Source organism: Bradyrhizobium sp. USDA 3397, from assembly GCF_054060965.1.
Window position 1 is genome coordinate 7,794,198 of the sequence record NZ_JBSSDS010000001.1, and the last position, 21,056, is coordinate 7,815,253.

At 64.1% G+C, this 21,056-nt stretch carries 17 protein-coding genes; 12 read left to right on the forward strand and 5 right to left on the reverse strand.

Going from position 1 to position 21,056, the window contains the following annotated elements:
* Window positions 1-11: 11 nt before the first annotated feature.
* The gene (locus ACVWYQ_RS36280; RefSeq protein ID WP_456727059.1) at window positions 12-983 is read right to left on the reverse strand and encodes a hypothetical protein; all 972 of its coding nucleotides are present in this window, start codon (window positions 981-983) and stop codon (window positions 12-14) included.
* 360 nt (window positions 984-1,343) lie between these two features.
* On the opposite strand from ACVWYQ_RS36280, the gene ACVWYQ_RS36285 reads away from it, so the two are divergent.
* Window positions 1,344-3,056 carry an IlvD/Edd family dehydratase gene (locus ACVWYQ_RS36285; RefSeq protein WP_456727060.1) on the forward strand — a complete coding sequence of 571 codons (1,713 nt, stop codon included), beginning with the start codon at window positions 1,344-1,346 and terminating at the stop codon, window positions 3,054-3,056.
* 12 nt (window positions 3,057-3,068) lie between these two features.
* On the opposite strand, the gene ACVWYQ_RS36290 is transcribed toward ACVWYQ_RS36285, so the two are convergent.
* Window positions 3,069-3,863: an enoyl-CoA hydratase/isomerase family protein gene (locus tag ACVWYQ_RS36290; RefSeq protein WP_275508941.1), complete on the reverse strand. Its 795-nt coding sequence runs from the start codon at window positions 3,861-3,863 to the stop codon at window positions 3,069-3,071.
* Window positions 3,864-4,089: 226 nt separating this feature from the next.
* On the opposite strand from ACVWYQ_RS36290, the gene ACVWYQ_RS36295 reads away from it, so the two are divergent.
* On the forward strand, window positions 4,090-5,307 hold the full coding sequence (locus ACVWYQ_RS36295) for an NAD(P)/FAD-dependent oxidoreductase (RefSeq protein ID WP_404542674.1): 1,218 nt from the start codon (window positions 4,090-4,092) through the stop codon (window positions 5,305-5,307).
* A gap of 157 nt (window positions 5,308-5,464) precedes the next feature.
* Here the strand turns inward: ACVWYQ_RS36295 and ACVWYQ_RS36300 are convergent, their stop codons facing one another.
* Window positions 5,465-6,373, reverse strand: coding sequence for a ribokinase (locus ACVWYQ_RS36300; protein WP_404542671.1), 909 nt, complete (start codon window positions 6,371-6,373; stop codon window positions 5,465-5,467).
* A gap of 6 nt (window positions 6,374-6,379) precedes the next feature.
* Window positions 6,380-7,273 carry a sugar kinase gene (locus ACVWYQ_RS36305; RefSeq protein ID WP_036043087.1) on the reverse strand — a complete coding sequence of 298 codons (894 nt, stop codon included), beginning with the start codon at window positions 7,271-7,273 and terminating at the stop codon, window positions 6,380-6,382.
* A gap of 212 nt (window positions 7,274-7,485) precedes the next feature.
* On the opposite strand from ACVWYQ_RS36305, the gene ACVWYQ_RS36310 reads away from it, so the two are divergent.
* The 10 genes from ACVWYQ_RS36310 to ACVWYQ_RS36355 all read left to right on the forward strand — a co-directional run bounded on the left by ACVWYQ_RS36310 (window position 7,486) and on the right by ACVWYQ_RS36355 (window position 17,531).
* On the forward strand, window positions 7,486-8,334 hold the full coding sequence (locus ACVWYQ_RS36310; RefSeq protein ID WP_404542669.1) for a VOC family protein: 849 nt from the start codon (window positions 7,486-7,488) through the stop codon (window positions 8,332-8,334).
* Window positions 8,335-8,509: 175 nt separating this feature from the next.
* Window positions 8,510-9,217, forward strand: coding sequence for a TetR/AcrR family transcriptional regulator (locus ACVWYQ_RS36315; protein ID WP_271545416.1), 708 nt, complete (start codon window positions 8,510-8,512; stop codon window positions 9,215-9,217).
* A gap of 324 nt (window positions 9,218-9,541) precedes the next feature.
* Window positions 9,542-10,351 carry an ABC transporter permease gene (locus tag ACVWYQ_RS36320; protein WP_128263494.1) on the forward strand — a complete coding sequence of 270 codons (810 nt, stop codon included), beginning with the start codon at window positions 9,542-9,544 and terminating at the stop codon, window positions 10,349-10,351.
* A gap of 56 nt (window positions 10,352-10,407) precedes the next feature.
* The gene (locus ACVWYQ_RS36325) at window positions 10,408-11,400 is read left to right on the forward strand and encodes an ABC transporter substrate-binding protein (RefSeq protein WP_271545413.1); all 993 of its coding nucleotides are present in this window, start codon (window positions 10,408-10,410) and stop codon (window positions 11,398-11,400) included.
* 14 nt (window positions 11,401-11,414) lie between these two features.
* Window positions 11,415-12,245 carry an ABC transporter ATP-binding protein gene (locus tag ACVWYQ_RS36330; RefSeq protein ID WP_271545667.1) on the forward strand — a complete coding sequence of 277 codons (831 nt, stop codon included), beginning with the start codon at window positions 11,415-11,417 and terminating at the stop codon, window positions 12,243-12,245.
* Window positions 12,246-12,447: 202 nt separating this feature from the next.
* Complete coding sequence (locus ACVWYQ_RS36335) at window positions 12,448-13,842, forward strand: hypothetical protein (RefSeq protein ID WP_456727061.1); 1,395 nt, start codon at window positions 12,448-12,450, stop codon at window positions 13,840-13,842.
* Complete coding sequence (locus ACVWYQ_RS36340; RefSeq protein ID WP_271545410.1) at window positions 13,839-14,990, forward strand: Gfo/Idh/MocA family protein; 1,152 nt, start codon at window positions 13,839-13,841, stop codon at window positions 14,988-14,990. Before ACVWYQ_RS36335 ends, ACVWYQ_RS36340 begins: the two co-directional genes overlap by 4 nt.
* Before the next feature lie 129 nt (window positions 14,991-15,119).
* Window positions 15,120-16,310 (forward strand): dihydrodipicolinate synthase family protein, encoded by a 1,191-nt coding sequence (locus ACVWYQ_RS36345; RefSeq protein ID WP_456727062.1) that lies wholly within the window; start codon window positions 15,120-15,122, stop codon window positions 16,308-16,310.
* Window positions 16,310-17,173: a sugar phosphate isomerase/epimerase family protein gene (locus ACVWYQ_RS36350; protein ID WP_271545407.1), complete on the forward strand. Its 864-nt coding sequence runs from the start codon at window positions 16,310-16,312 to the stop codon at window positions 17,171-17,173. Before ACVWYQ_RS36345 ends, ACVWYQ_RS36350 begins: the two co-directional genes overlap by 1 nt.
* A 16-nt stretch (window positions 17,174-17,189) precedes the next feature.
* Window positions 17,190-17,531, forward strand: coding sequence for a hypothetical protein (locus tag ACVWYQ_RS36355; protein ID WP_333919950.1), 342 nt, complete (start codon window positions 17,190-17,192; stop codon window positions 17,529-17,531).
* 124 nt (window positions 17,532-17,655) lie between these two features.
* On the opposite strand, the gene ACVWYQ_RS36360 is transcribed toward ACVWYQ_RS36355, so the two are convergent.
* Window positions 17,656-21,027 carry an AAA family ATPase gene (locus ACVWYQ_RS36360; protein ID WP_456727063.1) on the reverse strand — a complete coding sequence of 1,124 codons (3,372 nt, stop codon included), beginning with the start codon at window positions 21,025-21,027 and terminating at the stop codon, window positions 17,656-17,658.
* Between the last annotated feature and the right edge of the window lie 29 nt (window positions 21,028-21,056).

Genomic DNA, 21,056 nt, shown 5'->3' on the forward strand with positions numbered 1-21,056 from the left:
GGGCCCGCATATCAGAAATGCAGGTTGAGCCGCAACAGCGCCTGGTGCCGCTCGAACTGATCGAGGTTGAGGCTGCGAACGTCGCCGATCGCCTGGCCGGCAACCTGCATCTGCCAGGTGCCGGAGATGCCGACCTCCTTCGAGATGTTGTAGGAAAAGGTTGGGCCAGCAAAGACGGCGTCTCCCAAAAAGCGATCGAGGCCGCCGCCGTCATAGGCCCGCGCGTAGCGTACGCCGAGGCCAAACACGAGGTCGGGCTGCACTGCGTACGAGATCGCAGCCTGTAGCTGCATCTCGGAATCGTGTCGCCAAAGATTGGTCGAGATCTCGCGGGTTCCGCCGGTCCCGTACCAGACGTTGAAGGCGGCGAACAGCCTGTCCTTGACCAACTCGCTGTCGAACAGCGCGGCAAACTCTGCGCCATATTGCGCGATATGCATGCCGCTGGCGTCGTCGATCCGGCTCCAGCCGGGCTGGGCGTGGAGTGTCAACCCGAATGGCGCGACGGCACGATCGATCAGCTTGTAGCGCAGTTCGAGCGCGACGCCGCCGAAAGCGAGGTCGCGATGATCGGCAAGACCCGGAACGCCCCTGATGTGCTGTCCGGTCAGTGCAAATCCGGGTGCTATCCGGAAGTTGTCCGAGACCGTGTATTTGACCTGATTGAGATTGGCCCAGGCTGCGTAAGTGCCGGAGCGCTTGCCGAACGCGCCGACATTCTCGAACTCGATCTCCATTTCGCCGGGCTTGCCGATGTCGGAGCCCATGCTGAAACCGAAGATGTGCTCGGTGTCGATCTCCGAATGAGCCGACGGCAAACCTCCCGTCAGCTTGCTGACGCCGGGGGCCGGTGCGGAGCCAGCCCAGGCATAGGCGAGGCCGCGTGGACCGTCGTCGGCAGAGGCGGAGACGCAACTCGCCAGATGACCGGCGACGACAATTGCAGCCGCTGTTGCGCCCCGGAAGTTCGACTTTCTCAGCACGACATCCACCAACCCACGCGAACCAAGGGCACTAATCGAGCAAGGAGCTTGGTTCACGCGCAGCCCCTGAGATTGCAAGTCATTCGCAACAAAGATTCCACAGAATGACCGGCCGTGCAACTACTTGCTAATCATTCTTAGTTGCGTTCAATGGAGCTACGGCGGGCTGGCGGGCCGGAGACGTCCGCGCCGCAGAGTTGGAAGCGGGAGATTCCGTGCGCGTCGGGCGCCGTCGCGTGCGGCAAGGCCGTGCGATGCTCGGGACCGCCCCGAAAACCAAGCGTCAGGCCTGCAAGTCGAGTTATTGACAATCAGGGGGCTGGCCTTACCACCACGACAAAAGCTGAAGGGAGCGCCCTGATGACGAGTGGCTTGCGCAAGGGTCTGACGAGCTATGGCGATGCCGGTTTCTCGCTGTTCCTGCGCAAGGCGTTCATCAAGGCCATGGGCTATTCTGACGACGCGCTGGAGCGCCCGATCGTCGGCATCACCAACACCTATAGCGATTACAATCCCTGCCACGGCAACGTCCCGCAGATCATCGAAGCCGCCAAGCGCGGTGTGATGCTGTCGGGCGCGATGCCGTTCGTGTTCCCGACCATCTCGATCGCCGAGAGCTTTGCGCATCCGACCTCGATGTACCTGCGCAATCTGATGGCGATGGACACCGAGGAGATGATCCGCGCCCAGCCGATGGATGCGGTGATCGTGATCGGCGGCTGCGACAAGACGCTGCCGGCGCAGGTGATGGCCGCGATCAGCGCCGACCTGCCGACTGTGGTCATCCCCGTCGGGCCGATGGTGGTCGGTCATCACAAGGGCGAGGTGCTGGGGGCCTGCACCGATTGCCGACGTCTCTGGGCGAAATATCGCGCCGGCGACATGGATGATGCCGAGATCGAAGCGGTGAACGGCCGGTTGGCGCCATCGGTCGGCACCTGCATGGTGATGGGCACGGCCTCGACCATGGCCTGCATGATCGAGGCGATGGGCCTGTCGCTCCCGATGAGCGCGACGATTCCTGCGCCTCATGCCGAGCGCTTCCGTCTCGCCGAGGCCAGCGGCAAGGTTGCCGCGGAGATGGCCAAGACCAAGGGTCCGAAGCCGAGCGACGTGTTGACGCCGGCCTCATTCAAGAACGCGCAAGTCGTGCTGCAGGCGATCGGCGGCTCGACCAACGGCTTGATCCATCTGACCGCGATGGCGCATCGCTCGCCGCACCGGCTCGACCTCGCAGCGTTCGACCAGATCGGCCGCGAGGTGCCGGTGCTGGTCGATCTCAAGCCATCCGGCGAGCACTATATGGAGCACTTCCACCACGCCGGCGGGGTGCCGAAATTGCTGGCGCAGCTCGGCGATCTCGTCGATCTCGATGCCAGGACCATCAGCGGCCAGACGCTGCGTGAGATCGCGGCGAATGCGGAGGACGTGCCGGGCCAGGATGCCATCCGCTCGCGCGACAATCCGATCAAGAAGGAGGGCGGCCTCGCGATCCTGCACGGCAATCTCGCCCCGCGCGGCGCGGTCATCAAGCAATCGGCCGCGAGCCCGAAGCTGCTGCAGCACACCGGGCGCGCCGTCGTGTTCGAATCCGTCGAGGACATGACCTTGCGGGTCGACGATCCCGATCTCGACGTCACGGCAGAGGACGTGCTGGTGCTGCGCAACGCCGGCCCGAAGGGCGCGCCGGGCATGCCGGAAGCCGGTTATCTGCCGATCCCGAAGAAGCTCGCGCGCGGCGGCACCAAGGACATGGTGCGCATCTCGGATGCGCGCATGAGCGGCACCGCGTTCGGCACCATCGTGCTGCACATCACCCCGGAATCCGCCGTCGGCGGACCGCTGGCGCTGGTTGAGAACGGCGACATGATCCGCCTCGACGTGGCCAAGCGCAGCATCGAGCTCTTGATTGACGCCGCCGAGCTGGAGCGGCGCCGCGCTGCGTTGAAGCCGGTGGCCGCGCCGGAGGAGGCACGGCGGGGCTACGCCTGGCTGTTCAACGAGACCATCCTGCAGGCCGACGAGGGCTGCGATTTTGACTTCATGCAGAGGACGGGCCCCGCGAAGGGCTGAGCCACCGCCTCGCTACTTGCTCTTGCTCGTGAACTTCTTCACGGCGGTGCGGAACGCTTCCGTGTTCATCGCCATGATGATCTTGTGCTCCTCGGCATCGAGCTGCTGCTTCACCGGCGTGGTCGCCGCTTGATAGACCAGCTGCTTGGTGCCGGCGATCGAAGCCGGCGGGTTCTGCGCGAGACGCTCGGCAAGTTTTCGCGTCGCGGTCTTCAGCTCGGCGGCAGGAGCGACCTTCGCGACCAGGCCCCATTCATAGGCCTGCTGCGCGGTAAAATTGTCCTCGGACAGAAAGATCTGCAGCGCCCGGCGCGAGCCGACCGTGCCGACGATGCCAACCGTCGAGCCACCGTCCGGCGACACCCCGATCTTGGCATAAGCCGGCGTGAACTTGGCGTCGTCAGCGGCGATGCAGAGGTCGGTGACGAAGGCGAGGCCCATGCCGGCGCCGGCGGCCGAGCCGTGCACGCTCGACAGCGAGATCTTCGGCATGCGCCTGATGATCTCGATGAAGGCGTGATAGTGCTTCAATAGCTCGCCGACGACGGGCGTCACCGTGCCGGCTTCGGCGGCGGCCCCGATCGTCTGCAGATCACCGCCGGCGCAGAACGCGCGGCCTTCACCCTCGAGCACGACGACGCGGATGTCGTCGGCGCCTTCGAGATAGGCCGCGAGCTGCTCGAGCTTCTGCGCAATCGCAAGGTCGATTGCGTTGAACGCGGCAGGGCGGTTCAGCGTGATGGTCGCGATCGGGCCGTCGATCCGCAGCAGGGCGGGATCGTCGGGCTTTGAGACGGGAGCGGTCATCTGGATTCTCCGGCAGGAGGTCGAGGCTCGAACTAAATCGCAGAAGGGCAGGGGTGACAATCCCCGAACGACCGCTCTTGCGCCGGGCGGAACGATAGGCTCAAATGGAGCCGCTTTCGCCAAGGGACGGACACGAGCGCCGGCTCCTCGCAAGGCCAGCAAACAAAATCAGCGAGAGAGGAGGCGGCATGGGTCACGCTCGTGTCTTCCGGAAATGGGCTGTCCGATGACTGGCCCGGTGATCATCGTCGGTGCCGGCCATGGCGGCTACCAGATCGCGGCATCGCTGCGCCAGGCCGGCTTTGCCGAGCGCATCTGCCTGATCAATGACGAGCCGCATCTGCCCTATCAGCGGCCGCCGCTGTCCAAGGCCTACATCAAGGGCTCCGCGGGTCCGGAGAGCCTGATGTTCCGGCCTGAGAAGTTTTACCAGGACCAGACCATCGAGCTGATCGCGGGCCGCGCCGCCTCGATCGACCGCTCCGCGCGTAAGGTGCATCTCGCATCCGGCGAGACGCTGGACTATTGGCACCTCGTGCTGGCGACCGGCGCGCGCAATCGCCTGCTCGATCTGCCCAATGCCAATCTGCCCGACGTGAAATATTTGCGTATCCTCGACGACAGCGAGGCGCTGCGCGCGATCATGCCGTCGAAGATGCGCGCCGTGATCATCGGCGCCGGCTTCATCGGCCTCGAATTCGCCGCGACCGCCCGCATCAAGGGCCTCGAGGTCGACGTGCTCGAGCTCGCCCCGCGCGTGATGGCGCGGGCGGTGACGGCGGAGGTCTCCGAATATTTCCAGGCGCGGCATCGCGAAGCCGGCATCCGTATCCATCTCGGCGTGCAGGCCACCGCGATCGAAGCCGAGGCCGGCAAGGTCACCGGCGTGTCCTTGAGCGACGGGCGGCATCTGCCCGCCGACCTCGTCGTGGTCGGCGTCGGCGTGCTGCCGAACATCGAACTCGCGGCCGAGGCAGGGCTGCCGGTCGCGGCCGGCATCATCGTCGATGAATATCTGTCGACGGCTGATCCCAACATTTCGGCCATCGGCGATTGCGCGCTGTTCGCAAGCCCGCGCTTCGGCGGATCGCTGCGGCTGGAATCGGTGCAGAACGCCACCGACCAGGCCCGCTGTCTCGCCGCAAAGCTGACCGGCGACAAGAAGCCGTACGACAGCCATCCCTGGTTCTGGAGCGACCAGGGCGACGACAAGCTCCAGATCGCAGGTCTCACCACGGGCTACGACCGCGTCGTGCTGCGCGGCGATCCCGCCAAGAAGGCGTTTTCGGCGTTCTGCTATCACGGCGACAAGCTGCTCGGCATCGAATCGATCAACCGCGCCGGCGATCACATGTTCGGCCGCCGCTTGCAGAGCATGGACCGCACGATCACGCCGGAGCAGGCCGCGGACGAGAGCTTCGACCTCAAGAGCGCGCTGGCGTGAAGTTCTTCTCCCTCTCCTCGTTCTTACGGGGAGAGGGTCGGGGTGAGGGGCTTTCTCCGCGCATACGATGGCAGTCGGACTCGCGGAGAGTTCACCCGGAATTTGCTCTCGCAAAATTCCGACCTCTCCCCGCAAGCGGGGAGAGGCGAAGAGGCCTCTACAGCACCGCCGTCACTTCGGCCGCCGTCGGCATCGACGGTCCGGCGCCCATCCGCTGCACGCTGATCGAGGCGGCGGCGTTGGCGAATCTCAGCGAGTCGCGCAAGGCTGCGCCGTCCGCGAGTTGCGCGGCGAGCGCGCCGACGAAGCAGTCGCCGGCGCCGGTGGTGTCGAGTGCCTTCACCACACGGCCGGCAACCGAGATTTCCTCGCGCCCGGCCAGCGCGAGCACGCCGCGCTTGCCGAGCGTGACGCAGATGGTTTGGTCCTGCCGCGCCTGAAGTTTTCGCGCGACGTCGATGATCTTCGCGGCCTCATCGTCGTCCGACAGCTCGCTGCCTGCGAGAAAGCCGAGCTCGGTCTCGTTCAGGACGAGGATGTCAACCAGCGCCAGCAGCTCGCCCGGCATCTTCTGCGCCGGCGCCGGGTTCAGCACGGTCACCGCCCCCGCCGCGCGGGCGCGGTCGAAGAAGGCGGCGATGGCCGGCAGCGGAATCTCGAACTGGCTGACGGCGACGTCACCCTTCAGTAGCGGCACGACCTTGACGTCATCAGCGCCGACCAGCCCGTTGGCTCCGGGAACGACGACGATGGTGTTGTCGGCCTCGGCCACCGTGATGATGGCCGTCCCGGTGTGCGCCTCGGCCGTTTCGACGACGTAGCCGAGGTCGATGCCCTGCTCGCCGAGAAAGGCCTTCAGTTCAGTGCCGAACGAATCCCTGCCCAGCCGTCCGATCAGCGTGGTCCGCGCCCCTAACCGCGAGGCCGCGACAGCCTGGTTCGCGCCCTTGCCGCCCGGGAAATACAGCACCTGGCGGCCGGCGACGGTCTCGCCGACACGTGGATGGCGATCGGCCGTCGCCACCACATCCATGTTGATGCTGCCGGCAACGAAGACGCGTCCCATCTTTTTCTAGACCCTGACCTCGAACTCGTGCCTGACCTTGGCGATATCGACCAGCGTCGGCAAGCCGGCCTCGTTGCCGAGGCGCTGGATCTTGAAGGTCGAGGCGGCGCGGGCGAAATCGAAATGCTCGCGCCAGCTTTTGCCGGGATGGGCGAGGTAGGAATAGACATAGGCGCCGTGGAAGACGTCGCCAGCGCCGTTGGTGTCGATCACGCGCTCGCGCGGGATCGGCATCGCCGGCATCACCTGCACCGTCCCGGTTTCGTCGTACCAGAACAGGCCCTTCTCGCCCATGGTGACGCCGCCGATCTTGCAGCCGCGGCCCTTGAGGTAGTCGAGCATCTTCTCCGGCGTCAGGTCCATCTGCTCGCACAGGCGCTCGGCGACGATGGCGACGTCGATGAATTCCAGCAGCTCATGGGTGTTGGTGCGCAGGCCGCCGCCGTCGAGCGAGGTCAGGATGCCGGCCTCGCGGCACACCTTGGCGTAGTGGATGGCGGCATCCGGCTGGTGGCCGTCGACGTGCAGCGCGCGGCAGCCGCCGAGATTGAGCATCGGAAAGGGGTGGATGTGCTCGTCGTCGCGACAGCGGACGATGGCGCGCTTGCCGTCCTTGGGCATGATGAAGGAGAGCGAGGACTGGTTGACCTTGCGCCCATGCAGCGAGATGCCGTACTTCGCGCACATATCCTGGAACATGCGCCCCAGCCAGTCATTGGCTGCGGTCGCGATCAGGTCCGGCACGATGCCGAGCTTGGCGCAGCAGAACGCCGCCGTCACCGCATTGCCGCCGAATGAGACCGCGTAGTCGCGCGCCACGTGCTTCTCGTCGCCGGTCGGCATGTGGTCGGTGATGAAGACGACGTCGATATAGGTCTGTCCGATGAAGAGAGCCTGCATTGCTTGTCCGTGATGCGCTTGTGGTCCCGGCCGGCGAGATTACTCTAGCACCGGTTCCGCTCCGGAGGGACGCTGAAATTATTCGCAAAACTGCCGCCCGAAGCGCTTGAGGTCAGCATGGTCCGAGAATACGACCATCACAGGCCAATGCCAAGCCCGGAGAAACGCCGTCGTTCGCTCCCGGGGTTCCCGGTCCACAAAAAGGGTGCAGAATGATCACCGGCCTCGATCACGTCGTCGTTCTGGTGAGCGATATCGGTGCGGCCAAGGCGGCCTATCAGACGCTGCTCGCCCGCGCGCCGGCCTGGCAGAACTCGGGCGAGGGCGCCGACCGGGTGCTGTTCACCCTCGACAACATGACCATCGAGCTGATGGCCCCTCACGGCTTCAGCGTCACCGCCGACCGTATGCGCGCACTGCTCGGCGACCAGGAAGGCATGCTCGCCAGCCTGTGCTTTCGTGTCGCCGACATCGGCAAGATGCACCGGCGGCTGGAGCGGGTGGCCCTGAGGCCGGACCCGGTCGCGGAGGTCGAGAGCAGCGACGCCGGCACCGACGCCGTGCTGCACTGGAAGCGCACGCGGGCCGCCACCGAGCTGACGCGCGGCGTGCGCATGTTCTTCCTGGAGCTGGCCGACGAGCGTCCGAAGTCCGCCGTGACCGACATCGGGCCGATCGAGGGGCTCGACCACGTCGTCGTCACCACCGAGGATTCCGAGCGCGCCGCCGCGCTCTACGGCGCCCGGCTCGGCCTTGATCTCGCGCTCGACCGCTCGCACCAGGACTGGGGCCAGCTGATGTTCTTCCGCTGCGGCGACCTCATCGTCGAGGTGGTGCGCCGCCCGGTCGCGGGCGGCGATGCCGCGCATGACCGGCTCTGGGGCCTGAGCTGGCGGGTCAGCGACATCGACGCCACCCGCGCCCGCCTGATCGCGAGCGGACTCGACGTCTCAGAGGTCCGCACCGGCCGCAAGCCGGGCACGCGCATCATGACCGTGCGGAGCGGCACCTGCGGGATTCAGACCGTGCTGCTGGAGCGCTCGCCGAAGCCGGTGGATTGATTCTGTCATTCCGGGGCGATGCGTAGCATCGAACCCGGAATCCATTTCGCGACTGACTCTGCCGCCAAATGGATTCCGGGCTCGCGCCAAGAGGCGCGCCCCGGAATGACGAGACGTTCTCAAACGCACGCTCGCGTGCTACACGCGTCTTGTCAGCACCCAGCGAGCACCCGGTTTGGCGAAGGCAAAGCGAACTCTGAAATGGCAGCGCGACCCCGAGGGGATGCGGCTGCGCATTCTCGAAGCCGCCAAGCAGGAGTTTTCCGCCCATGGTCTTGCCGGCGCACGCGTCGACCGCATCGCGGCCAAGGCCGGCGCCAACAAGCGCATGCTCTACTATCACGTCGGCAACAAGGACGAGCTCTATCTCGCCGTCCTCGAAGGCGCCTATGACAAGATTCGCAGCGAGGAGCGGGGGCTCGATCTCGAGCACCTCGATCCGCCCGAGGCGATCCGCCGCCTGATCGAGTTCACCTGGAACTACTTCCTGCGCAATCCCGAATTCCTCTCGCTGCTGCAGACCGAGAACCTCGCGCGCGCAAAGCACCTGAAGAAATCGACCAAGGTCAAGTCGATGCACTCGCCCTTCGTCGAGATGATCCGCACCGTGGTGCGCCGCGGTGTCGAGAGCGGCGATTTCCAGGTCGCGGTCGATCCGGTGCAGCTCTACATCTCCATCGCGGCGCTCAGCTTCTTCTATCTCTCCAATTCGGCAACGCTCAGCGTGATCTTCGGCCGCGACTTGCTGGACAAGAAAGCCAAGGACGAGCGGCTGGCGCATATGGTGGGCCTTGTGCTGGCCGCGCTGACGGGGCAATCCGCGGCGCTGTTCGAGATCGCGAAGACGCCGAAGTCGCGCGCCGCGATCGTGCAGGCGGTGTAGCTCGTAGCCATGATGGGGCGCCTTGCTCCGTCATTGCGAGCGCAGCGAAGCAATCCAGACTGTCTCCGCGGAAAGTTTCTGGATTGCTTCGCTGCGCTCGCAATGACCACGTGGAAGCGGCGTGCACCTCACTCCGCCCCCGTGCCCCGGACGCAGCGCAGCAACGCTTACATTGCAGCGCGTCCGGGACACGGAAGGCGATAGTCCGGTCCCCAAAAAGCTCCCGGAACCTCGAGCACAAAACGTCACAGGGAAAGCTCTGGACAGTATTTATCCAACGGGTTAATTTCTCCCCATAACGAAGAAGACTGCCGGGAGTGAAAATTGGCCGAGCCGAAGCCGCAAAACGCTGTTTCCAAGCTGCTGAATGCAGCCTGGGTTCGGCCGTTCTTGTTCCTGGTCTTCATCGTCGTCGCCTGGGATCTCGCGATCCGGCTGTTCAGAATCCCCGCGTACCAGATCCCGGCGCCGCTCGACGTCGTCGCCGTGCTGCGCACCGAATGGCCGGAGCTGCTGCGCCAGTCCTGGCCGACCACCTATGCGACCGTCTGCGGCTTCCTGCTGTCGGCGCTGTTCGGCATTCCCGTCGCGATGCTGATCGCGGGCTCGAAGACGGTGGAGAGCTATATCTATCCACTGCTGGTGTTCTCGCAATCGGTGCCGAAGATCGCGATCGCACCGCTGTTCGTGGTCTGGTTCGGTTTCGGCATCATTCCGAAGGTGATCTCGGCGTTCCTGCTCGGCTTCTTCCCGGTGGTGGTCTCCGCGGTGCAGGGCTTCAAGTCGGTGGACCCCGATATGGTCGATCTCGCCCGCGCCATGCAGGGCAGCCGCTTGCAGGTGTTCCGCGCGGTGAACCTGCCGCATGCGCTGCCGGCGATCTTCTCCGGCCTCAAAGTGTCGGTGACGCTGGCCGTGGTCGGCGCGGTGGTCGGCGAGTTCGTCGGCTCCAATTCCGGCATCGGCTACGTGATGCAGCGCTCGATCGGCACCTTCGACCTGCCGACGATGTTCGCGGCGCTGGTGATCCTGGCGCTGCTCGGCGTGGTCCTGTTCTGGATCGTCGACCGCATCGAGAAGCTGGTCATTCCCTGGCATGTCAGCCAGCGCGAGGACGTGATCTTTGCATCCTGACTAAAGCAACGAGCGGCCGCCAACGGCCGACGCAACAACGGCAAGGGAGAGAAACGATGAAGCGGTTGATTGGAGCTGCATCCGTAGCACTGATGGCGTTCGCAGCCATGCCGGCGCAGGCAGCCGACAAGGTCGTGCTGATGCTGAACTGGTACGTCTATGGCGAGCACGCGCCGTTCTATTACGGCAAGGCCAAGGGCATCTACGCCGCCGAAGGCATCGAGCTCGAGATCCAGGAAGGCCGCGGCTCGGCTGCGACCACGCAGGCGGTTGCCGCCAAGACCGCCGACTTCGGCTATGTCGACGTCCCCACCATGATGCGCGCCGCGATCAAGGGCGCGCCCGTGGTTGCAACCGGCGTGCTGCTGCAGACCTCCCCGATGTCCGCGATGGGCTTCGCCGACAAGAACATCAGGAAGCCCGAGGACATCAAGGGCAAGACGGTGGCGATCACGCCCGCGGACTCCATGACCCAGATCTGGCCGCTGTTCCTGAAGAAGACGGGCCTGAAGGAGAGCGACTTCAAGACCGTCGCCGGCGACGGTCAGACCAAGCTCAACGCCGTCATCAACGGCCAGGCCGATCTGTTGCTCGGCTACGTTATGGACCAGTCGATGAAGATCAAGGACGCGACGGGCAAGGAGGTCTACCCGATCAAGTTCGCCGACTACGGCATCAACATGGTCTCCTCGGGCGTCATCGCCAATACCGACTATGTGAAGGCCAATGCGGACCTCGTCCGCCGCTTCATGTCGGCGACGACGAAGGCGGTCGAAGCTGCCGAGAAGGAGCCGAAGGCGGCGGCGCAGTCGATCCTCGATGCCAACCCCAAGGGCGGCAAGATCGACACGCTGACGCAGGGGTTTGAGCTGACCATCCCGCTGTACCGGACCGCGGAGACCAAGGGCAAGCGGCCGTTCCAGGTCACCGACCAGAACATGACCGAGACCGTCAATCTGCTGGTCGAATATGGCGGCCTTGACGCCAAGGCCAAGGAGAACCCGAAGGCTTTCTACACCAGCGATTACCTGCCGAAGAGCGGCTCGTGAAACCTGCGACTGTCATGAGTGAAACCGCGCAGTCGGCCGCTCATCTGAGACTGGTGAGCGACCGGGCTGCCGGTGATGCGTCGGGCATCAAGCTGTCGGGCGTGTCGAAGACCTACCGGACGCGCGACGGCGACGTGCCGTCGCTGCGGCCGCTCGACTTCCACATCAATGACGGCGAGTTCTTCGTCGTGGTCGGCCCTTCCGGCTGCGGCAAGTCCACGCTGCTCAAATTGATCTCGGGCCTGCTGGCGCCGACCACGGGCGAGATCCTGGTCGAGGGCCAGAAGGTGACGACGCCGCACGGCAATGTCGGCATCGTGTTCCAGAACGCGCTGCTGCTGCCCTGGCGCAACATCCTGGGCAACGTGATGCTGCCGATCGACATGAAGCGGCTGCCGCGGCAGGAATATCTCGACCGCGCCAAGTCGCTGCTGAAGCTGGTCGGCCTCGAAGGCTTCGAGAAGAAGCTGCCCTGGCAGCTCTCCGGCGGCATGCAGCAGCGCGCCTCGATCTGCCGCGCGCTGGTGCACGACCCGAAGATCATGCTGATGGACGAGCCGTTCGGCGCGCTCGACGCGCTGACGCGCGAGCGCATGAATGTCGAATTGATGCGGATCCAGCGTGAGACGAAGAAGACCGTGCTCCTGATCACGCATTCGATTCCGGAAGCCGTGTTCCTCGCCGACCGCGTGCTGGTCATGACCGAGCGCCCCGGCGCGATCGCCGCGATCTACGACGTGCCGCTGCCGCGTCCGCGCTCGCTCGACGCGATGGCAGACCCGGTGTTCACCGAGCTCGTGCAGCGCATCCGCAAGCATTTCTTCTCGCAAGGGGCGTTGGATTGACGGCCGTGGGACTCTCGTCGATTGCGGCAAGCACAGTGCGCTTCCTCCCCCGCCTGCGGGGGAGGGCTGGTGAGAGGGTGTCTCCACATCGGGACACTCCCCCAGAGGAGAAAACCCTCACCCGGCGCTGCACGCCGACCTCTCCCGCAAGCGGGAGAGGTGCACCGCCGCCTGCGCGACATCTCGGAAGCCAGTTAACACCATGTCCTCCCGCCTGAAGCTGCGAGACATCGCCTTCTTCGAACGTCCCGTGCAGTTCGCGCGGCCGTTCCGCTTCGGTGCGATCACGATCAACGCGACGCCGCAGCTGTTCGTGCGGGCCGAGATCGAGGTCGAGGGCAGGGGAACCGCGGTCGGTGCCAGCGCCGAACTGCTGGTGCCAAAATGGTTCGACAAGCGGCCGGAGCTGTCGCCGGCGCAGACGGTGGACGGTCTGCAACGCTCGCTTCAGATCGCGCGAGGGCTCTATCTGGCACGGACCGGATTCCAGACGGCGTTCGATCTGCATGCCTCATGCATCGGTGCCCAGGTCGCAATCTGTGCGAAGGAGAACATTCCGGCCCTTGCGGCGGCTTATGGCCCCGCTGAGATCGACAAGGCGATCCTCGACGCGCTGCTGCGCGGTGCGGAGGCCAACTTCTTCGACGGCATGGCCGGCAACATCGCCGGCATCGATGCGCGACTATCTCCTGACGTGAGCGAGAGGGACATCCGGACGTTCCTCGCCGGCCGGGGGGCGCTGGCGCGCGTTGCCGTCAGGCACACCGTCGGCCTCGATGATGTCGTGGAAGGGACCGGCGGCGTTGCCGATCGCAGCGAGAACGGCGGTGCGCGCTATTTCAAGCTCAAACTATCGGGCGATCCCGCAGCCGATGCGGCACGGCTTGCCCGCATCGGCAAGGAGCTCGCGACGCTCGAAGACGACACCAGGGTGACGCTCGACGCCAACGAGCAATATGCGGACCTCGCCGCGTTACAGGCGCTGATGGACGGGCTCAATCGCGACGCCGCGCTACGCCCGATTGCCGCGCGCCTGCTCTATGTCGAGCAGCCGATGCCGCGCGACATCACGCGGCGATCGCCGCTCGGCGCGCTGGGCACACGTGGCTTCATCATCGACGAAGCCGACGATTCCTACGACGCGTTCCCGGCAGCACGGGCGCTCGGCTATCGCGGCATCTCCTCGAAATCCTGCAAGGGATTTTACAAGTCCATCATCAACGCCACGCGCGCAGCGAAATGGACCGCGGAGGGCGAGACCTTTTTCGTCACCGGCGAGGATCTCACCTGCCAGGCGGGCCTTGCCCTGCAGCAGGATCTTGCGCTCGGCGCCTTCCTTGGCGTTCCCCATGCCGAACGCAACGGCCACCACTACGTCGATGGCTTTGGTGAAACGCCCATAGCAGAAGCTCAGGCCTACGCCGCCGCGCATCCCGATCTCTATGCCGATGCCGGGCGGGGCATCCGCCTCTCCATTCACGACGGCGATCTCCTGACGGGATCGCTTCATTGCGCGGGCTTCGCCTCGTCGGTCCATCCGGACTGGTCGGCATTGCGCCCGCTCGCCCAGCCAAGATCTCAGGAGCAATTGGCATGACCACGCAACGCCTCGGCCTCATCATGAACGGCGTCACCGGCCGCATGGGGCTCAACCAGCATCTGATCCGCTCGATCGTCGCGATCCGCGACCAGGGTGGCGTCCGCTTGAAGAACGGCGACCGCGTCATGCCCGATCCGATCCTGGTCGGCCGCAGCGCCGACAAGGTCGAGGCGCTCGCCAAGCGCTTCAACATCACGCGCTGGACCACCGATCTCGATGCCGCGCTCGCCGACAAGAACGACACCATGTTCTTCGACGCCGCGACCACGCAGGCGCGGCCCGGCCTGTTGACCCAGGCCATCAACGCCGGCAAGCATGTCTATTGCGAGAAGCCGATCGCGACCAATTTCGAGGAAGCCGTCAAGGTCGTGAAGCTCGCCAATGCCAAGGGCGTCAAGCACGGCACGGTGCAGGACAAGCTGTTTCTGCCGGGCCTGAAGAAGATTGCCTTCCTGCGCGATTCTGGCTTCTTCGGCCGCATCCTCTCGGTGCGCGGCGAGTTCGGCTATTGGGTATTCGAGGGCGGCTGGCAGGAGGCGCAGCGGCCGTCCTGGAACTATCGCGATGAGGATGGCGGCGGCATCATCCTCGACATGGTCTGCCATTGGCGCTACGTGCTGGACAACCTCTTCGGCAACGTCCAGAGCGTGAGCTGCATCGGCAACACCGATATCCCCGAGCGCTATGACGAGCAGGGCCAGAAGTACAAGGCGACCGCGGACGATTCCGCCTACGCCACGTTCCAGCTCGAAGGCGGCATCATCGCCCACATCAACATGTCCTGGGTCACGCGCGTCTATCGCGACGACCTCGTCACCTTCCAGGTTGACGGTACGCTCGGCTCGGCGGTCGCGGGACTCACCGATTGCATGATCCAGGCGCGGCAGGCGACACCGCGCCCGGTGTGGAATCCCGACGAGAAGCGGCTGCACGATTTCTACGGCGACTGGCAGAAGCTGCCCGATAACGTCACCTACGACAACGGCTTCAAAGAGCAGTGGGAAATGTTCATCCGCCACGTCTACGAGGACGCTCCTTACAAGTTCACGCTGCTCGAAGGCGCCAAGGGCGTGCAGCTCGCCGAATGCGCGCTGAAGAGCTGGAAGGAGCGGCGTTGGATCGACGTCGCCCCCATCAAGGTTTGAGGTCAGTCGGATAATCCCGATGTCTACTGAGCCGTCATTGCGAGCGAAGCGAAGCAATCCAGAATCTTTCCGCGGAGGCAGTCTGGATTGCTTCGCTTCGCTCGCAATGACGAGGAGAGGTTCGAAATCATGAACAAGCCAGTCCAACCGATCTCGTCTTTGTCGCTGAAGCTCCCCAAGCCCGATCGCTCGATCGAGACCTATCGGCTCGCGGCCTCGCGCACCTTTCCCGCAAAGCTCGAAGGGCCGCTGAACCGCATCGCCTTCTCGGCCGTGCACACCGTTGCCGATCCCTTCGCCGACAACGATCCCTGGCTGTCGGCCGCGGTCGACTGGGACAGGACCATCGCCTTCCGCGAGCACGTCTGGGACCTCGGTCTCGGCGTTGCCGAAGCCATGGACACCGCGCAGCGCGGCATGGGGCTGGACTGGCCGACCTCGCTGGGGCTGATCACGCGCTCCGTCGCCGCCGCCAAGCGCCGCAACGCGCTGGTGTTCTCCGGTGCAGGCACGGATCATCTCGCAGTGGAGGACGCGAGAAACCTCGACGACGTCATCCGCGCCTATGAAGAGCAGATCTCGGCGGTGGAGAAAGTCGGCGGCCGCATCATCCTGATGGCCTCGCGGGCCCTCGCAAAACTCGGTCGCAATGCCGACGACTACGCCAAAGTCTATGATCGCGTGCTTTCGCAGGTCCGTGAGCCCGTCATCATCCACTGGCTCGGCGACATGTTCGATCCGGCGCTGGCGGGATATTGGGGCACGAGGGATCTCGACAAGGCCATGGACATTGCCGTCGCCATCATCAACGGCAACGCCGCCAAGGTCGACGGCGTCAAGGTTTCGCTGCTCGACAAGCAGCGCGAGATTGACATGCGTCGCCGGCTCGACAAGCGCATCAAGATGTACACCGGCGACGATTTCAACTACGCGGAGCTGATCGCCGGCGACAGCGAAGGCTTTTCGCACGCGCTGCTCGGCATCTTCGATGCCATCGCGCCGGCGGCGTCCTACGCGCTGTCGCGGCTGGCGGCCGGCGACGAGGCTGGCTTCCATGACGTGCTGGGCCCGACGGTGCCGCTGTCGCGTCATATCTTCAAGGCGCCGACGCGGTTCTACAAGACCGGCGTCGTCTTCATGGCCTACCTCAACGGCCACCAGGATCATTTCACCATGGTCGGCGGACAGGAGAGCACCCGCTCCACGCTGCATCTCGCCGAGCTGTTCCGTCTCGCCGACAAGGCCGGCCTGCTCGCCAATCCTGAACTCGCGACGCAACGGATGAAGACCGTGCTCGCCACCCACGGTATCGAATCCTGATGCGCGCTTTTTCGTCCGATCACCGCTGGCTGTCGCTGAACACGGCGACGGTCCGCAAGCAGGGTGACCTCATCGAGATTATCGATGCCTGCGCACGTCACGGCATCCGAGCCATCGATCCCTGGCGTGACCAGGTCGCGAACGTCGGTCTCGACCGCGCCGCGCGCGCGGTGCGCGAGACTGGCCTTGATCTCTCAGGCTATTGCCGCGGCGGCATGTTCACCTCGGATGTCTCGCGCCGGGGCGAAGTGCGCGACGATAACAGGCGCTGTGTCGATGAAGCCAAGGCACTAGGCGCGCCCTGCATCGTCCTCGTCGTCGGCGGCCTGCCGCAATATTCGCGGCCGGGCAGTGAGGCTTCGAAGGATCTGGTGGCAGCGCGCGGGCAAGTCGAGGAAGCGCTCGCTGACATGCTCGACTACGCGAGGCAAGCCAAGCTGCCGCTGGCGATCGAGCCGTTGCATCCGGCCTATGCGGCCGACCGCGCCTGCGTGAACACAACCAAGCAGGCGCTCGATATCTGCGACCGGCTCGATCCCGGCCGCACCGGCATGCTCGGCGTCGCGCTCGATGTCTATCACATCTGGTGGGATCCGGAGCTGATGGACCAGATCGCACGCGCCGGCCGGGACCGCCTGCTGGCGTTCCATGTCTGCGACTGGCTGGTGCCGACAAAAGACATCCTCAACGACCGCGGCATGATGGGCGACGGCGTCATCGACATCAAATCGGTGCGCGCGGCCGTCGAAGCGCAGGGCTTTGCCGGCTATTCCGAGATCGAGATTTTCTCCAACGACTGGTGGGGCAAGCCGATGGACGAGGTGCTTCGCACCTGCATCACGCGGCATAGAACGGTGGTGTAGTTGCCTCGAGTGTCTCGTGAAAAGTCAGACGATTGCGCTATCATCGATTTTTCCGTTGAATCCCGAACTATCACTCGTCAATTCGATCTGCGAAGCTCTGACGACACAAATGCGCTTGCAACCAAGCAGGCGCGGAGGGAGGTTCGCAGTGGAGAAAGTGCGACGCTTGCGTGCGATGAGCTCACTGTGCCGTCAACAGGCCGCGTACAACAGCATGAACAAATGGAAGCTGCTCGCAGAGGCAGAATACTGGGATCATCTGGCTGACCTCGAGCTATCTTCCCATTTCCAACAATGCAACGCCATCGTCTTGAATGAGGTAGAGCAGCCTCAAGCGATCACAGATGCGAAGTGCTGAGCGGAAGACGATTTCCGCCGCGTGAGGAAAGGCCGTGTACTCATAAAATCACGCAAGTAGAGGGTTGCCGTATCACCCGTGTGCTCGCTGTACGGCAACGTCTGAAGCTTGAAAAGGCGCGCGATCATGATTGGGAAAGCTCCTCCATGAGCGCCTTGGCGGAACGAAGGTCCGGCGTTTCGAAGCCTTCCGTAAACCAGCCGTAAACCGAGCCAAGAAGGCACCGCGCGTCGGCTATCCTACCCTGGTCGCGCCAAAGCCGAGCCAAATGCATTGCGGCACGTAATTCAAAGGACTTTGCGCTCTGGCTTTGGGCGACCTTGAGTGCAGTTTGCAAATACCCCTCGACCTCGTCAGCTGGAGCACCGCGAATTCGGTGCAGTTCGCCATCGATGCATGCAAGTTCTGCCTCCCACATATGCTCGTCGCTGCGGGCGGCAAGGACCTTTGCTTCGGCAAGGGCAGCGACGCCGTTGTCGTGGTCACCTAAGTGGAGGTAGGTGGCCGCGAGCATCCATAAGTACCGAACCTGGTACCAACTGGCTCCGAGCCTGTTCCGCTCGTTGAGACTGAGGCGCATGAGCGCCAGGCCGCCCTCCACGTTGCCCTCTTGGGCCATGGCCCAGCCCCGCAGGATGAGGCCGCTCTCGCGCCAATAGTTCAAGCTGTTCTGATCGGCGAGATCGATGATGGCCTCGGCGTGCGCTTTGACGGCCGCCACGTCACCCATTAGCTCCGCAGTGGCCGCCCCGCCATAGACCTGCACATGCGCGGTAAGGTTCGTCTGATTCAACTCAATAGCGTATTGAGATGCGGCACGGCTAGTCCGCTGAGCCTGTTCGGGGTAACCCAGAACCCAAAGCACAATCGCCAAGTAGGGTAGCGCCGAGGCCTTTGGGTCATGTACGTAGTGCACAGGTGGCGGCCGATGCGCCTCCGGCTGATAGCGACTCAAGATCGTTTCGAACTCCGAGCGTGCGGTCAGAAAATCACCGGCATGCATGGCGGTGAGCGCGGCCAGACGATGCACAGCTAGTTCCAGCGCTGTGTCACTGGTGCGCTCGGCGGCGCGCTGCGCCTCGGCAACGAGGCTCTGCATGGCAGCAAAGTCGCCGCGCACGAAGTGGAAGATGAATTTGCCGCTAAGGGTGGAAAACAAGGCGCCCGTGTCGTCGAGTTCATAGCAGAGCGCATGAGCCCTGCTGAAGGCTGTGCCAAGCTGCGGAGCCGTGTATCCGTGAATGGCAATCAGTGGACCTCCGATTGCTGTTTGCAGAGCGAGCTCCTGGCGATCGCGCTCCGGCCCTTGTGGATTGGACCTGAGTGCCTCCAGCCCCCTTGTGAGATGAGTGATCGCTTCGAGATTTGCGGAACGCCCGGCCGCAATGCGGCCGGCCCGCAGCCAATAGTCCACCGCCTTTCCTGCCAGTCCACCCTCGGTGAGATGCAGAGCGATCGTCTCCGGCTCTGCCTCAGCACGGGCAGGGTAATGTTGTTCGAGAGCTGCAGCTATGCGGGCATGGATCTGCTGCCGCTTGCTCTTTAGAAGACTCTCGTGCGCGATGTCCTGCACCAGCGCATGTTTGAAGCTGTAGCCAACATTCGGAGGTACGCCACGACGGAATATCAGTTCCGCGGCCAATAGGTCATTGAGAGCATGCTGGAGCGCGTGCTCGTCGAGCGCCGTTACAAGGCGCAGAAGATCGTGTCCGAATTCGCGTCCGATGCAAGCTGCAATCTGGGCAACTTCCTTGACCGGCGCCAATCGATCAAGCCGGGCCATCAAGGAGTCCTGCAGCGTCGTCGGGATCGCCAGCGGCGGTAATGGGCCGATCAGCTCATAACGGCTGCCGTGGTCTTTGAGCAGACCGGATTCGACGACGGCTTTGGTGAGCTCCTCGACGAACAACGGCACGCCGTCGGTCTTGGCCAGAATCTGCTCAAGCACCTCCTGAGGGAGTGTTTTGCCGCCCGTGATCCGGTCAACGACTGCCGCCCCTTGCCGACGTCCCAGCCGGCTTAGAAAGAGCGCTGTCACATGTCCATGACCCGTCCAGCGCGGAATGAACTCGGGCCGGAAGGTAACGATCATCAAAATCGGAAGTCGCTGCACCTCGTCGACAAGCCGATCGAGGAATTCGAGCATAGTAGGGTCCGCCCAATGGACGTCCTCGTAGACGGCAAGCACTGGCTGTTTTGTCGCTAAGCCTTGTATCTGTTCCAGAAGGGCCTGGAAGGTTCGCTCCTTCTTCTGGTGCGGACTGAGTGCGAGGGGCGGGTATCTCTCCCCGGTCGGGATTGCCAAGAGATCCGCGAGAACCGGCGCGCTCTCATGCACATCGTCCGCACCAAGCGCGAGCATGGCCTCGAGTTTATCGAGCTGTTCGTCGGAAGCGTCCTCCCGCCGTATTGCCGCTGCCCGTTCAAGGAGGCCAACGACGGGATACAGAGCGGTGTTGGTATGAAATGGTGAACAGAAATGGCTCAGCGGCGTGTGCGGCACACGGGCGACCTGGTCGCGTAAGGCTCGCACGAGCCGCGACTTGCCAATGCCGGCTTCGCCGCCGAGCAGGACGATCTGTCCTTCCCGCTCTTTCGCCCGCTCCCAGCGATCCAGGAGCAATGCAAGTTCTTCATTCCGTCCGACCAGTGCGGTCGTTGCCAAGCCATGCCGGGCCTCGAACCTGCTCTCTGCCGCGCCTTCACCAATGACAAGCCACGCCTGCACCAGTTCCGGGAAACCTTTGAGAGGCACCGTGCCGAGGTCGTGGTACGTGAAAGCTTCGCCGAGTAGGCGGCGGGTCGATTCCGCAATCACCACATCACTTGGGTTGGCCAGATCTTGCAGTCGGGCGGCTAGGTTTGGTGTTTCGCCGATGACTGCGCGCTCGCGAGCCTCTCCCTCGCCAATCAGCTCGCCGACCACGACCAGACCGGTTGCGATGCCGACGCGAGCGGCGAGCGCTGCACCACCCGGTTCGGTAAGGGAGGCGACCGCCTTGGTCACTCGAAGCCCGGCGCGAACGGCGCGCTCCGCCTCATCTTCGTGCGCCCGCGGCCAGCCGAAATAAGCGAGAACGCCATCGCCCAGGAATTTGGCTATGTGGCCTTCGAATCGGTCGATCTCGCCCACCACGGTGTTATGGTAGGCCTGCAAGAGGTCACGCAACTCCTCGGGATCCCGCCCTGAAGCAAGTGCCGTCGAGCCGACCAGGTCGACGAACATGACTGTGAGCTGTCGACGCTCCGCGTCCGAAGGGATCGATGGCTTCGCGTAGTCGGCAGGTCCATTGGCGTTGACAGCCACCGGGGTGATCGGCGGAGCGAGTGCATGGATTGCCTTTAGCACAGCCTTGCGTGGGCCGAGTGGCAAGCCAAGCTCCCGCAGGTCGGCTTCGGTCAGTTCTGGCAAAATTTCGGACGTGATTTCAGCGTCACAAAAGGTCTTTATGTAGCGCTCCAGCCCGAGACCGCAAAGCCATTGCGCGATATCCACGACAAGCCTCCTCGTGCCGCATCAGGCAA

Excerpts from the sequence above, each read along its gene's own strand:
- ACVWYQ_RS36285 (WP_456727060.1), top strand. The coding sequence starts at position 1,344 with ATGACGAGTGGCTTGCGCAAGGGTCTGACGAGCTATGGCGATGCCGGT.
- ACVWYQ_RS36290 (WP_275508941.1), bottom strand. The coding sequence starts at position 3,863 with ATGACCGCTCCCGTCTCAAAGCCCGACGATCCCGCCCTGCTGCGGATC.
- ACVWYQ_RS36295 (WP_404542674.1), top strand. The coding sequence starts at position 4,090 with ATGACTGGCCCGGTGATCATCGTCGGTGCCGGCCATGGCGGCTACCAG.
- ACVWYQ_RS36300 (WP_404542671.1), bottom strand. The coding sequence starts at position 6,373 with ATGGGACGCGTCTTCGTTGCCGGCAGCATCAACATGGATGTGGTGGCG.
- ACVWYQ_RS36305 (WP_036043087.1), bottom strand. The coding sequence starts at position 7,273 with ATGCAGGCTCTCTTCATCGGACAGACCTATATCGACGTCGTCTTCATC.
- ACVWYQ_RS36310 (WP_404542669.1), top strand. The coding sequence starts at position 7,486 with ATGATCACCGGCCTCGATCACGTCGTCGTTCTGGTGAGCGATATCGGT.
- ACVWYQ_RS36325 (WP_271545413.1), top strand. The coding sequence starts at position 10,408 with ATGAAGCGGTTGATTGGAGCTGCATCCGTAGCACTGATGGCGTTCGCA.
- ACVWYQ_RS36330 (WP_271545667.1), top strand. The coding sequence starts at position 11,415 with ATGAGTGAAACCGCGCAGTCGGCCGCTCATCTGAGACTGGTGAGCGAC.
- ACVWYQ_RS36335 (WP_456727061.1), top strand. The coding sequence starts at position 12,448 with ATGTCCTCCCGCCTGAAGCTGCGAGACATCGCCTTCTTCGAACGTCCC.
- ACVWYQ_RS36340 (WP_271545410.1), top strand. The coding sequence starts at position 13,839 with ATGACCACGCAACGCCTCGGCCTCATCATGAACGGCGTCACCGGCCGC.
- ACVWYQ_RS36345 (WP_456727062.1), top strand. The coding sequence starts at position 15,120 with ATGAACAAGCCAGTCCAACCGATCTCGTCTTTGTCGCTGAAGCTCCCC.
- ACVWYQ_RS36350 (WP_271545407.1), top strand. The coding sequence starts at position 16,310 with ATGCGCGCTTTTTCGTCCGATCACCGCTGGCTGTCGCTGAACACGGCG.